Source organism: Streptomyces sp. NPDC048637 (genome assembly GCF_040650675.1).
In the GTDB taxonomy this organism is placed as follows: Bacteria; Actinomycetota; Actinomycetes; order Streptomycetales; family Streptomycetaceae; genus Streptomyces.
Genome location: NZ_JBEZHQ010000010.1, coordinates 160,494 through 172,725, shown reverse-complemented (window position 1 = coordinate 172,725; position 12,232 = coordinate 160,494). Strand labels below are relative to the sequence as shown.

Below are 12,232 nucleotides of genomic sequence, written 5' to 3'. Positions count from 1 at the left end.
ACCAGTCCAGGACGAGCAGGAGCCGCATCCCGATGTCCGAGCCGGAAGCAAACATCCACACCACCGCGGGCAAATTGGCGGATCTGCAGCGACGGGTCGAAGAAGCCACGCATGCCGGTTCCGCCCGTGCAGTGGAAAAGCAGCATGCGAAGGGGAAGTTGACGGCGCGTGAGCGCATCGATCTGCTGCTGGACGAGGGCTCGTTCGTCGAGCTGGACGAGTTCGCGCGGCACCGGTCGACCAACTTCGGAATCGAGAAGAACCGTCCGTACGGGGACGGCGTCGTCACCGGTTACGGCACCGTCGACGGGCGGCCGGTGTGCGTCTATTCGCAGGACTTCACGATCTTCGGCGGGTCGCTGGGTGAGGTCTACGGCGAGAAGATCGTCAAGGTGATGGACTTCGCGCTGAAGAACGGGTGCCCGGTCGTCGGGATCAATGACGGCGGCGGGGCCCGGATCCAGGAGGGCGTGGCCGCGCTCGGTCTGTTCGCGGAGATCTTCCGGCGCAATGTGCATGCGTCGGGTGTGGTGCCGCAGATCTCGCTGATCGTCGGGCCCTGTGCGGGTGGCGCGGTGTACTCCCCCGCCATCACCGACTTCACGGTCATGGTCGACCAGACCTCGCACATGTTCATCACCGGTCCTGACGTCATCAAGACGGTCACGGGTGAGGACGTCGGCTTCGAGGAGCTGGGCGGCGCCCGGACGCACAACACCACCTCGGGTGTGGCGCACCACATGGCGGGCGACGAGAAGGACGCCATCGAGTACGTCAAGGGGCTGCTGTCCTACCTGCCGTCCAACAACCTCTCCGAGCCGCCGGCCTTCCCGGAGGAGGCGGACCTGGAGACCTCGGACACCGACCGCGAGCTGGATGTCCTGATCCCGGATTCGGCCAACCAGCCGTACGACATGCATACCGCGATCGAGCACGTCCTGGACGACCACGAATTCCTGGAGACCCAGCCGCTGTTCGCGCCGAACATCCTGACCGGCTTCGGGCGGGTCGAGGGGCATCCGGTGGGCATCGTCGCGAACCAGCCGATGCAGTTCGCCGGCTGCCTCAACATCGACGCGTCGGAGAAGGGCGCCCGCTTCGTGCGGACCTGCGATGCGTTCAACATCCCGGTGATCACCTTCGTGGACGTGCCGGGCTTCCTGCCGGGCACGGACCAGGAGTACGACGGGATCATCCGGCGCGGCGCCAAGCTGATCTACGCCTACGCCGAGGCGACGGTCCCGCTGATCACGGTCATCACGCGTAAGGCGTTCGGCGGCGCGTACGACGTCATGGGCTCCAAGCACCTGGGGGCGGACCTCAACCTGGCCTGGCCGACCGCGCAGATCGCCGTCATGGGCGCGCAGGGCGCGGTCAACATCCTGCACCGCCGCACGCTGGCCGCGATCGAGGACCCGGCCGCGCAGGACGAGCGGCGCCAGGAGCTGATCCAGGAGTACGAGGACACCCTGCTCAACCCGTACGTCGCGGCCGAGCGCGGCTATGTCGACGCGGTGATCATGCCGTCCGAGACGCGCCGGCACATCGTCCGCGGGCTGCGCACGCTGCGCAACAAGCGCGAGGCGCTGCCGCCGAAGAAGCACGGCAACATCCCGCTCTGACCGGCAGAACCAGCGGAACCAGCGAAGGGAGCCGTTCTCCATGATCAAGGTCGTACGGGGCAATCCCACCCCTGAGGAGCTGGCCGCCGCACTGGCGGTGGTACAGGCCCGCGCGGCGGCCGCCGCTGCCGTCGCGCCCGGAAAAGCGGATCACGGCACCGAGTGGTCGGACCCCGCGTCCACGGTTCCGGCGCGGTCCCGTATGCCGCATCCGGGGCCGCGGGCCTGGCGGACGAGTTACTGGCCGCACTGACGGGCTGACGTCGCGTGGCCACCGGGCCCCGCCGGGTCGGTGCATAGTGCATTGACTAGTCCTTTGCGCCCGTGGCGCCTGAGTACGCGTACTCAGGCGCCACGGGCGCGACGGGCTCAGGATCGATACATGCTGTGGTCAGATCCGCCCGATGAGCCTCCTGAGGAGCTGCGCGATGTGCAGGCCAAGCTCCACCGGATGGGCATTGTGCTGGCCGTGGCCGTGGTGGTGCTGATGGTCCTGCTCGCGGGGAGATAGCCGTCCCGCAGGCGGCGGAATCACCGTTCCCGCACACGGAGAGGCGACGCTCACAGTTCCCGGCTGCAACCGCTCGCGCCGAATTTGCCTCTTTCCCTCTCGACAGCTCAATTCGGGCGGTCGGCCGCCAAGGCGGCAGCCGGACGGGAGTGGGAGAGCCATGAACAGGCCGCTGAGGCATATAGCCGTCTTCTGCGGGGTGCTGGTGCTGGCACTGCTGGCCCGCGCGACATGGGTCCAGTTCGTCCAGGGTGAAGAGCTCGCCAACGACCCGAACAACCGCCGCGTCAAGATCGAGGCGTTCTCCTACCCGCGCGGCAACATCATCGTCGGCGGCCAGCCGGTCACCGGCTCGGTGGCGACCTCCGGTGACTTCAAGTACAAGCGGACGTACAAGGACGGTCCGATGTACGCGCCGATCACCGGGTTCGCCTCCCAGGCCCAGGGGACGTCCTTCCTGGAGGGCATCTACAACAAGGTGCTCAGCGGCAAGGACGACCGGCTCGCCCTCAAGAACGCCAAGGACATCCTGACCGGCGAAAAGCCGCGCGGCGGCGATGTGATCACCACCATCGACCCCAAGGCGCAGAAGGCCGCGTACAAGGCCCTGACCGACCTCAACGCCAAGGGTGCGGTGGTCGCGCTCGACCCGCGCGACGGCAAGGTCCTCGCGCTCGCCTCCACCCCCTCCTACGACCCGTCGGCCTTCACCGGCATCTCCAACGCCGAAGGCCGGAAGTTCAAGGCGCTGGACGCCGACAAGAGCAAGCCGCTGAGCAACCGGGCACTGCGCGAGACCTTCGCCCCCGGCTCCACCTTCAAGATCCTCACCGCGGCGGCGGCCCTGGAGCACGGCGTGGTCTCCGACATCAACGCGTCGTCGGGTGCGGCCGCCCCGTACCAGCTGCCGCAGAGCACCACGAAGATCGGGAACGATGTCGCGGGTGCGCCCTGTGACAAGGCCTCGCTGAAGACCGGTATGCAGTGGTCGTGCAACAACGTCTTCCTCGACACCGCGCTGAAGGTCGGCAAGGACAAGATGCGCGAGACCGCCGAGAAGTTCGGCTTCAACGCCAATGTCTACGACGAGGACTTCGGGGACCTGCTGGCCACCAAGAGCCTCTACCCGAAGGAGCTCGACAAGCCGCAGACCGCGCTGACCGGTATGGGCCAGGGCAGCCTCACCAGCACGCCGATGCAGATGGCGATGGTGGCCGCCGGCCTGGCGAACGACGGCAAGGTGATGATGCCGCACCTCGTCGACGAGGTGCGCGGCTCCGACCTGTCGACGATCGAGAAGATCGAGCCGAAGATGATGTCCCAGGCCGTCTCCGCCGACACCGCGAAGAAGGTGCAGGAGATGATGGAGTACACCGTCAACGAGGGCACCGCCAAGAAGGCCGCGATCGACGGGGTGACCGTCGGCGGCAAGACCGGCACCGCCCAGCACGGCGCGAACGTCAACGACGAGCGCCCCTACGCCTGGTTCGTCTCCTACGCCAAGCAGAGCGACGGCAGCTCCCCGGTGGCGGTCGCCGTCTTCGTCGACCCCAAGGACATGGACATCCCCCGGTCGGAGATCGCCGGCGGCAAGCTGGGCGGGCCGATCGCGAAGGCGGTCATGGAGGCCGTGCTCAAGAAGTAGCCGGGCGCCGCGCCGGCGCCGGGGGCTCCGTACGATGGCGGGCATGACCGAAGAGTCCCGCCCCCGCCGTCTCGTCCTCGCCTCCCAGTCCCCCGCCCGGCTGGCCCTGCTGCGCCAGGCCGGGCTGGCCCCCGAGGTGATCGTCAGCGGCGTCGATGAGGATGCGCTCACCGCTGCCACGCCCGGTGAGCTGGCCCGGGTGCTGGCCGAGGCGAAGGCCGACGCGGTCGCCGCCCGCCCGGGGGCCGCCGGTGCCCTGATCGTCGGCTGTGACTCGGTCCTGGAGCTGGACGGGCGGGCGCTCGGCAAGCCCGCCGACGCCGAGGACGCCACCGCCCGCTGGAAGTCCATGCGCGGCCGCTCCGGCGTCCTGCAGACCGGCCACTGCGTCATCGACACCGCGACCGGCCGCCGGGTGGCCGCCACCGCCTCGACCACGGTCCGCTTCGGCGAACCGTCCGACGCGGAGATCGCCGCCTACGTCGAGAGCGGCGAACCGCTCTTCGTCGCGGGTGCCTTCACCCTCGACGGCCGCTCCGCCCCCTTCATCGACGGCATCGACGGCGACCCCGGCAATGTCATCGGCCTCTCCCTGCCGCTGCTGCGCCGGCTGCTCGCCGACCTGGACGTGGCGATCACCGAGCTGTGGACCTGAGCGTCGCCCCCGGCGCCGGGCGGCCCGCGGCGGGATGCAGCCACCGGCGGTAAAGGCCGGAAAGGGCGCACGTCCGGCCTCTACGCTGCCCCCATGCCCACAGTTGTCGAACTGATCAGCTACCCCGTCAAGGGCTGCGCCGGCGTCCCGGCGGCCGAGGCGGAACTCACCCCGGCCGGCCTCCGCCACGACCGCACTTTCCTGGTCGTCGGCCCCGGAGGCGTCTTCCGGAGCCAGCGCAAGGATCCCCGGCTGGCGGTGGTCCGGCCGGAGGTCAGCGCCGACGGGGCGCGCCTCACCCTGCACGCGCCGGGCAGCGCCCCCCTCCGTCTGGACATCGACTTCGGCACCGGCTCGGCGGCCCGGTCCGAGGTCGGGATGTTCGGAGCGCCGTACCGCGCGGTCGACCAGGGGGACGGGGCGGCCGGCTGGCTGTCCGAAGTCCTGGGCGCGGAGAGCCGGCTGGTGCGCGTACCGCCGGAGCACGACCGGGTGACGGACGGGCTGACCCCCGGCACCTCCGGCTTCGCCGACAGCAGCCCGCTGCACGTCCTCTCCCTGGCCACCCTCGACGACCTCAACCGCCGGATCGCCGCCGCCGGCCGCCCACCGGTCCCGATGGACCGTTTCCGGCCCAATCTCGTGGTGGACGGGTGGGACGCACCGGCGACCGAGGACCGGGCGCGACGCGTCACCGTCGGCGGCGGTGTGCTGGGCTTCGCCAAGCTCGCCATCCGCTGCGCGGTCACCCTCGTCGACCAGCGGACAGGCGGCAAGGCGGGGCCCGAGCCGCTGCGCACGCTCGCCTCGTACCGGCGGGTGCCCGAGGGCGGGGTGGCGTTCGGGTCGAAGTTCTCGGTGCTGGAGACCGGAAAGCTCGCGGTGGGCGACGCATTCGAGGTCACCGAGTGGGGAACCGATTGATCCGAAACGACTCGATCGCCCTGATCGACACCATCGTGAGGAGTCCGCACCATGCCGAAGATCCTGCTGATCGCCGGTGACGCCACCGAGGACCTGGAGTTCTTCTACCCCTACCAGCGGCTGCTGGAAGAGGGGTACGAGCCCCGGATCGCGGCCCTCTCGCGAAAGAAACTCCAGTTCGTCGTCCATGACTTCGTCGACAACTTCGACACCTACGTGGAGCGCGAGGGCCACTCCTGGCCGTCCGACCTCGCGCTGTCCGAGGTCGATCCGGCCGACTACGCGGCCCTGGTGCTCCCCGGCGGCCGGGCACCCGAATACCTCCGCAACGACGCCGACTACCGACGCGTCGTCACCCACTTCTTCGACGCCGACAAGCCCGTCGCCCACATCTGCCACGCGGCCATCTCGCTGGCCCCGCTGGGTGTCCTCAAGGGCCGCCGCACCTCCGCCTACCCGGCCTGCGCACCGGACGTGGAGATGGGCGGCGGCATCTACGTCGACGGCGCGGCAGTGGTCGACGGCAAGGTCGTCTCGGCCCGCGCCTGGAACGACCACCCCGAGTGGATGCGGGCGTTCGTGGAGGTGCTGCGGGAGCATGCGCCGGTGAAGTAGCGGCCGGGGCGGGGAGGGCGGCGACGCCCCCGGACGGCGGAGGTCAGAACACCGGCAGGGCGTAGAGCGAGTCGTCGCTCATGGCGAAGACGCGGTTGCCGTCGGCCACCAGGCTCTGGCGGTCGCCCTTACCCACCTTGTACGACCAGACCAGATCGCCGTCCTCCGGGTCCACCGCGTCGACCCCGCCCGACTCGTCGCCCGCGATCATCCACAGCCCGTTCCCCTGACGGACCACGGGGCTGTAGAGGTTGGAACTGCCGTGGAGCATGAACTCGTAACTGCCGTCGCCGGGACGCCACTTGTCCGGTCCTGAGGTATCGACGCCGAGATAGCCCTGGTGCGCGGCGTACAAGGCGTCCGCCGTGGCGGTCACCGGACCCCATTCGGCGTAGGGCGGCGTGTCCAAGGAGGGTGCCAGGGCGCGCCTGCGGACCGTCCAGAGCTCCTTGCCGTCGGTGATCCTGCGGGCCGTCATCGACTTGCCGTGGAGGTAGACGGTGCTGCCGTGGCAGGCCGGGCGGATGATCGTGTCGGACTGGCCGCGCAGGTCCCACGCCCGGCGGCCGTTCGCGGTGTGCACGGCGAGGACATTGCCCTGGTAGGTGCCCAGAACCAAGCGGCCATGGGCAATGACACCGGGCAGGTTGGCCTTGCGGAAGGGCTTGTCGAGGGGCACGGTCCAGCGGATCGTGGCATCGGAACGGCTGACGGCGCGCAGCCGGTCGTCCTTGGTCAGCACGTAGACGGCCGTGTCGTCGGCGGCCAGCACGGCCTCGGCGCCGGCTTCGGCGGTCCACCGCGGCTCCCCCGTGGACGGGACAAAGGTGCGCAGCGTCCCGTCGGCGTCGACGGCCGCGATCAGACGGTCCGAGAGGGACACATAGCGGCCGCTGGCCTTGATGCCGGGGGCGGCCCAACGGCGTTTGCCGTCCACGACGTTGTGGGCGGCGATCCCGCCACCGGTGGGGCCGAAGACTATGACGTCCCGTACGGGCAGTGGCGCCGGGGTGTTGCCGGCGAGGAGGTGCAGGGCCCACAGTTCCTTCGGCGACCCGCCGACGATCATGTCGCCGTCGTCCAGGTTCAGCGCATGCGCCTTGGGCGTCTTGACGGCGGGCGGGAAGGAGAAGAGATCGACCTTTTTCCTGGGCGATTGCGGCCACCAGGCGGCCGCCGCTCCGCCGCCCGCGGCGAGGACCACTCCGCCCGCGGCCAGGCCGGTGAGCAGCCGGCGGCGGGAGACCTGCCCTGGGCCCGTCGCCCCGTTGACCGCAGTGGTCAGCTCATGGATTCCGCTCTCCCGCTCCTTGATCGCCTGGCTCACCGGGCCGCGCCGCCAGGCCCGTTCGGCGCCGCGCGGCGGTGCGAAGGCAGCGGTGATCTGAGCGGGGGTGGGACGGACGGCCGGGTCTTTGGCCAGGAGGGGGGCGATGAGCGGGCGCAGCGCTTCCGGGACGCCGGTCAGGTCGGGCTCGTCGTGGACCACCTTGTACTGGAGCGCGGCGATGTGACCGCCGTCGAAGGCCCGTCGGCCGCTGGCCGCGTGGACGAGGACGGCGCCCAGCGAGAAGACGTCGGCGGGGGACGCGACCCGGCGGCCCAGGACCTGTTCGGGCGCGCCGTAGCCGGGGGTGACCGGGACCTGTCCGGTGGTGGTCAGGGTCAGCCCGTGCTCGGGGCGGGCGATACCGAAGTCGATGACACGCGGACCGCTCGATGTCAGGACGATGTTCGGGGGCTTGAGGTCGCGGTGGATCAGGCCGGTGGCGTGGATGTCCGCGAGGGTGTGCGCGATCGACGCGGCGAGGGCGCGTACGGCGGGTTCGTCGAAGGGGCCGTATGCCTCGACGGCCTCGTCGAGGGTCGGGCCGGCCAGGAACTCGGTGGCGATCCACGGGCGGCCGCCCTCCGTGTCCGTGCCCAGCACGCGGGCCACGCCCTTGCTCGTCACGGCCGTCGCCGCCTGCGCCTCGCGGACGAAGCGGCGGGCGAGGTTCGCCTCGCCGGTGAGCTCGGGCCGCAGGACCTTGACCGCGGCGACGGTGCCTCCGGTGTCCTGGCCGACGTAGACCTTGCCCATACCGCCCTCCCCGAGCACGCCGAGCAGGCGGTACGGGCCGAGGCGCAGCGGGTCGCCGGTGCCGAGCGGTTTCATGGGCGGTGTCCTTCAGGCGAGTTCAGGCGAGTTCAGGGAGTGCTGACGTGTTCTGACGTGTGGTGACGTGTTCCGGCGAGTTCAGCGGAGGGGGAAGCCGGCGAGGAAGTGGGGGCCGGACGCGATGACCAACCGGCTCTTCTCATGGGCGCTGAACCTGTTCCCGCTGGTCTTGTACTGCTGCTCGGTGGTGTGCGAGGTGAGGCCGACGGCCCGGAGGGTCTTGTCGGTCTTGCTGTACGTATAGGCGTACTCGGAGCCGATCACCGGGCGTACGACGTGGTCCGCCCGCGGGCCCTCCGCGCTCTTCTCCGCCCACCGCGGCTTCCCGCTGCCGGTGCCGAACGCGACCAGGCCGAGGCCCTTCTCCACCGCGTACAGCCCACCGTCCTTCAGGATCGGCGGTCCGTACGTCTTCCCGGGCCGGGTGGCGGCCGTGTCCCACGCCGGTCCTCCGTCGCTCAGCCGCAGCGCCCGCAACAGGCCGTACCCCAGGTAGAGGTGCTTGTCATCGGCCGCGAGCGGGTCCCGTACGAACCGCTGGTCGGCGCCCTTCCACGGCTTGTCCCAGACCACCTTCCCGGTACGGGTGTCGCGTGCGACGATCCGGACCTTGCCGTCGTTCATCATCTGCAGGAGCACCAGGAGGTTGCCGACGACCTTGGCGGACAGGAAGTGGTTCTCGTCGCTCTTGGCGGAATGGAACGGCAGCGGGTCCGTCCACCTCCGGCTTCCCGTGCTGAGGTTCACGGCTATCACGGACCAGGGCAGCAGGCGTTCGTACCGCTTGATCTTCCCGTGTGAGATCGCCAGGTAGGCCGTGTCGCCGGCGACGGCCAGCAACCGGCTGATGAGGCCGTTGAATTGGTCGTCCGACACCGGGGCGAGCTGCTTGCCGGCCTTGCCCGTGGCGAGGTCGACACGGGCAAGGAAGTCCTCAACGGACTTCAGCCTGCCGTCCGCATCGTGTTCCTCGCCCCTCGCGATCCGGTAGACGCGGGCGCCGTCCGAGGCGACCTGCCAGGCGGAATCCACATACAGCGAGAACGTCCACCGGGACTCACCGGACTTCGCGTCCATACCGCGCGCCTCGGCATGGGCCACCATGACGACCTGGTCGCCGACCGACAGGGGCACTTCGGGGTTCTGGGAGCTGTCGGGGCCGCCGACCTGCTTCTGCCACACCGAGTCCAGCTTTTTCTTCTTCAGCGCGCTGACGCTCGGCCCCGGCTTCGGCTTGGTGTACCCCGGCCCGGTGCCGGAACCCGGGTCCGGCTCGTCCCGTCCCAGCCAGGCCCACACGCCCGCCCCGGCCCCCGCGACGCCGAGTACCGAGCCCGCGCCCGCCCTCAGCAGCCCCCGGCGGGACAGGCCGCGGGCGGCGGGGACGCCGGCGGACGGCACGGTCGCCGGCTGGTCCGACGGTGCGGGCAGCCGCTGCGGCACGACCTGCCAGACCTCGCTCGCCCGCCGCCCGATCTCGGCGAGCACCGCATCCGGCAGCAGCTCGGCGAACTCACCACTGCCGTCATGGAGTTGGGCGGCCAGTTCGGCGGTGGTCGGGCGCTCGGCGGGGTCCTTGGCCAGAGCGCGGGACAGGACCGGGACGAGGGCCGCGGGGGTGCCGGTGAGGTCGGGCTCGCTGTAGCGCACGCGGTAGAGGAGGTCGGCGGGCCGGCCGTCGCCGAACGGGCCGCGGCCGGTGGCGGCGAAGACCAGGACCCCGGCGAGCGCGAAGACATCTCCGGCCGGGGTGTGCTCCTGCCCGGTGGCCTGCTCCGGCGACATGAACGCGGGGGTGCCGACCGCGGCACCGGTGTGCGTCAGCCGGTCGTCGCCGAGGGCGCGGGCGATACCGAAGTCGATGACCTTCGGGCCGTGCGCCGTGACCATGATGTTCGACGGCTTGAGGTCACGGTGCACGACATCCGACCGATGGAGCTGGCCGAGCGCCGCGCACAGCGCCGCCCCCAGGGCGCGTACCGACACCTCGGGCAGCGGCCCGGCGAGTTCCGCCGCGTCGTCGAGGGGCGGGCCGAGCACGTACTCGGTGGCCATCCAGGGGGTCTCGGCGAGCGGATCGGCCTCGACGACCTGTGCGCCGTAGCGGCCGCCGATGACCCGGGCGGCATCCGCCTCCAGCCGGAACCGGGTACGGAATTCGGTGGTGGTGGCGATCCGGGCGTGCATCGTCTTGAGCGCCAGGGTCCGGCCGCCCGGGGAGCGGGCCAGATAGACGGTGCCCATACCGCCGCTGCCCAGCCGGGCGATGAGGCGGTAGGTGCCCAGGCCGGGCGGGTCGTCATGGGCGAGAGGGAAGGGCATGGGGGTGTCAGTCCTGTGGGGCGGGCGGAACCGGGAGGGTGACGGCGAGCAGCTCGGCCGACTGGCGGGCGAGGGCCGCGATGATCCGGCCGGGCAGCCAGCCGGGACCGAGCAGGGCGGCGGCGCGGCCGACCGGGTCTCCGGCGGCGTCGGGCGCCGTGGCGGGGGGCGGCGGTCCGGCGGCGCTCCCGGCTCCCGGCGCGGGCGGCCCGGCGAGCGGGCTGAGCACATCGAGCAGTTCGGCGGGGCGCGGGCGGGCCGCCGGGTCCCGGGACAGACAGGCCGTGACGACGGTCCGCAGGGCGGCCGGGAGCTCTTCCCGCTCCGGCACGGTGTACCCGGTCGCGGCATAGGCGAGCGTCGCGCCGAGTGCGTAGATGTCGCCCGTCGGATGCGGTCGCCCGCCGTTCGCCTGTTCCGGCGGCAGGCTGCCCGACTCCAGGCCCGGCAGCCCGGAGCGCGGGGTGCCGTCCTCGGCGGCGGCCCGTACCGCCCCGAAGCACGTCAGCCGGGGCCCGTCGGCCGCCAGCAGCACGGCCGCGGGCGACACACCGGCATGGGCCAGGCCCTGCCCGTGCCCGATGGCCAGGGTTTCGGCGAGGGCCGCGCCGAGGGCCCGTACGGTGCGCTCGGGCAGCGGGCCGCCGTGCACGGTGAGCGCGGCGGGCAGCGGGAGCGCGGGCACGTACGGGCGGGCGTGCCAGGGAGCGTCACCGGCTGCGGCGACCTCGCCGGCCGGCGAGGACCAGGGTCCGAGCAGATAGCGCGAGGTCTCCCCCTCGGCCAGGAACCGCCCGGGGTCGGCGCCCGGCAACGGCACCCCGATCAGGACCGTACGGTCGCCGTCCGCGCTCCGTCCGATGAACCGCCGTTCCGGTACGGGTATGCCGGACGCTTCGTCATCCAGCCCCCTCAAAACCGCGTAGGGACCTATCGCGCTCCTTCGCGCCCGGCCCTCCGCACCCGTAACCGATGCAGACATGCGCATCATCCCCCCGTCCTATGACATCGCGCGAAGAGCCTACCCGGGCGTGTCACACGGCCCCGGGGGAGTCGATACGCCCTGGGGTACGGGGAGTTCGGGCCTGGTCGGGGAGGGGCGGACCCGGCCGCCGGGCGGGGAGCGGGAAGCGGGGAGCGGGAAGCGGGGAGCGGGAAGCGGGGAGCGGGAAGCGGGAAGGGCGTCAGGCGGACGTGGGGGCCACCGGCGGTGCGCCGTTCGGGGGGTTTTCCGCGTTTCCTTGCGCGTCTCCGGTCAGGCCTTCGCCGTACGCCATCAGCGTCAGCACCAGCAGCCCCAGCACGACCATCATCGCGAGGAAGGCGACCCAGCCGACCAGACCGACGGCGAAGGCGCCCAGGAGGCCGTGTACCACCGCGCAGCTGATGAGGGCGATACGGGTGAAGCCGCCGGGGGCGCGGTCGCGCAGGGCGCAGCGGAGCAGAACGACAGCGCAGAAGAGCAGGTAGAGGCCGAAGACAATGCCGCCGATCCAGGAGCCGGTGGACATCGCGCGGGGCTGCAGACCGGCCAGGGACATCTGCTGCCGGTCCACGACGATGCTCAGAATCCAGTTGAGCAGCACGATCCCGAACGCCTCCAGGATCAGTACCACCGCCGCGGCCAAGGCCACCGGCCGTCGTGCCACCCTCACCCCGTCCACCCACTTCCGCCGTTGCCGAGCCCGATGCGCCCTTGTGGACGCCTGATGCCGCTGGTGCCCCTGTTACCGCGGGGTACAGGACATCGCGCACGCTACATGGGGGTCCCCCCTGC

11 protein-coding genes are annotated in these 12,232 nt (G+C 71.3%); 7 read left to right on the top strand and 4 right to left on the bottom strand.

Going from position 1 to position 12,232, the window contains the following annotated elements; translation table 11 throughout:
• The first annotated feature begins 32 nt into the window (after positions 1-32).
• From AB0C46_RS16090 to AB0C46_RS16060, 7 genes are all read left to right on the top strand, one after another.
• On the top strand, positions 33-1,622 hold the full coding sequence (locus AB0C46_RS16090; RefSeq protein WP_362828425.1) for an acyl-CoA carboxylase subunit beta: 1,590 nt from the start codon (positions 33-35) through the stop codon (positions 1,620-1,622).
• Between the two features lie 40 nt (positions 1,623-1,662).
• Positions 1,663-1,875, top strand: a complete 213-nt coding sequence (locus AB0C46_RS16085) for an acyl-CoA carboxylase epsilon subunit (RefSeq protein WP_362828424.1) — start codon at positions 1,663-1,665, stop codon at positions 1,873-1,875.
• 129 nt (positions 1,876-2,004) lie between these two features.
• Positions 2,005-2,133 carry a hypothetical protein gene (locus AB0C46_RS16080; RefSeq protein WP_362828423.1) on the top strand — a complete coding sequence of 43 codons (129 nt, stop codon included), beginning with the start codon at positions 2,005-2,007 and terminating at the stop codon, positions 2,131-2,133.
• Between the two features lie 160 nt (positions 2,134-2,293).
• On the top strand, positions 2,294-3,778 hold the full coding sequence (locus AB0C46_RS16075; RefSeq protein ID WP_362828422.1) for a penicillin-binding protein 2: 1,485 nt from the start codon (positions 2,294-2,296) through the stop codon (positions 3,776-3,778).
• A gap of 43 nt (positions 3,779-3,821) precedes the next feature.
• Positions 3,822-4,433, top strand: coding sequence for a nucleoside triphosphate pyrophosphatase (locus tag AB0C46_RS16070; protein WP_362828421.1), 612 nt, complete (start codon positions 3,822-3,824; stop codon positions 4,431-4,433).
• Between the two features lie 93 nt (positions 4,434-4,526).
• Positions 4,527-5,357 carry an MOSC N-terminal beta barrel domain-containing protein gene (locus tag AB0C46_RS16065; protein WP_362828420.1) on the top strand — a complete coding sequence of 277 codons (831 nt, stop codon included), beginning with the start codon at positions 4,527-4,529 and terminating at the stop codon, positions 5,355-5,357.
• A 51-nt stretch (positions 5,358-5,408) separates the two neighbouring features.
• A complete protein-coding gene (locus AB0C46_RS16060) occupies positions 5,409-5,972 on the top strand; it encodes a DJ-1/PfpI family protein (RefSeq protein ID WP_362828419.1) in 564 nt (187 codons plus the stop codon).
• A gap of 43 nt (positions 5,973-6,015) precedes the next feature.
• On the opposite strand, the gene AB0C46_RS16055 is transcribed toward AB0C46_RS16060, so the two are convergent.
• The 4 genes from AB0C46_RS16055 to AB0C46_RS16040 all read right to left on the bottom strand — a co-directional run bounded on the left by AB0C46_RS16055 (position 6,016) and on the right by AB0C46_RS16040 (position 12,104).
• Complete coding sequence (locus AB0C46_RS16055) at positions 6,016-8,130, bottom strand: PQQ-binding-like beta-propeller repeat protein (protein ID WP_362828418.1); 2,115 nt, start codon at positions 8,128-8,130, stop codon at positions 6,016-6,018.
• Between the two features lie 81 nt (positions 8,131-8,211).
• Positions 8,212-10,455: a protein kinase gene (locus AB0C46_RS16050; RefSeq protein WP_362828417.1), complete on the bottom strand. Its 2,244-nt coding sequence runs from the start codon at positions 10,453-10,455 to the stop codon at positions 8,212-8,214.
• Between the two features lie 7 nt (positions 10,456-10,462).
• Positions 10,463-11,437, bottom strand: a complete 975-nt coding sequence (locus tag AB0C46_RS16045) for a serine/threonine protein kinase (protein WP_362828416.1) — start codon at positions 11,435-11,437, stop codon at positions 10,463-10,465.
• A 202-nt stretch (positions 11,438-11,639) separates the two neighbouring features.
• Positions 11,640-12,104, bottom strand: coding sequence for a hypothetical protein (locus tag AB0C46_RS16040; protein WP_362828415.1), 465 nt, complete (start codon positions 12,102-12,104; stop codon positions 11,640-11,642).
• Positions 12,105-12,232: the final 128 nt, after the last annotated feature.

What these genes read in the sequence shown, in the direction of transcription:
- AB0C46_RS16090 (WP_362828425.1), top strand. Translation starts at nt 33, where the DNA reads ATGTCCGAGCCGGAAGCAAACATCCACACCACCGCGGGCAAATTGGCG.
- AB0C46_RS16085 (WP_362828424.1), top strand. Translation starts at nt 1,663, where the DNA reads ATGATCAAGGTCGTACGGGGCAATCCCACCCCTGAGGAGCTGGCCGCC.
- AB0C46_RS16080 (WP_362828423.1), top strand. Translation starts at nt 2,005, where the DNA reads ATGCTGTGGTCAGATCCGCCCGATGAGCCTCCTGAGGAGCTGCGCGAT.
- AB0C46_RS16075 (WP_362828422.1), top strand. Translation starts at nt 2,294, where the DNA reads ATGAACAGGCCGCTGAGGCATATAGCCGTCTTCTGCGGGGTGCTGGTG.
- AB0C46_RS16070 (WP_362828421.1), top strand. Translation starts at nt 3,822, where the DNA reads ATGACCGAAGAGTCCCGCCCCCGCCGTCTCGTCCTCGCCTCCCAGTCC.
- AB0C46_RS16065 (WP_362828420.1), top strand. Translation starts at nt 4,527, where the DNA reads ATGCCCACAGTTGTCGAACTGATCAGCTACCCCGTCAAGGGCTGCGCC.
- AB0C46_RS16060 (WP_362828419.1), top strand. Translation starts at nt 5,409, where the DNA reads ATGCCGAAGATCCTGCTGATCGCCGGTGACGCCACCGAGGACCTGGAG.
- AB0C46_RS16055 (WP_362828418.1), bottom strand. Translation starts at nt 8,130, where the DNA reads ATGAAACCGCTCGGCACCGGCGACCCGCTGCGCCTCGGCCCGTACCGC.
- AB0C46_RS16050 (WP_362828417.1), bottom strand. Translation starts at nt 10,455, where the DNA reads ATGCCCTTCCCTCTCGCCCATGACGACCCGCCCGGCCTGGGCACCTAC.
- AB0C46_RS16045 (WP_362828416.1), bottom strand. Translation starts at nt 11,437, where the DNA reads ATGTCTGCATCGGTTACGGGTGCGGAGGGCCGGGCGCGAAGGAGCGCG.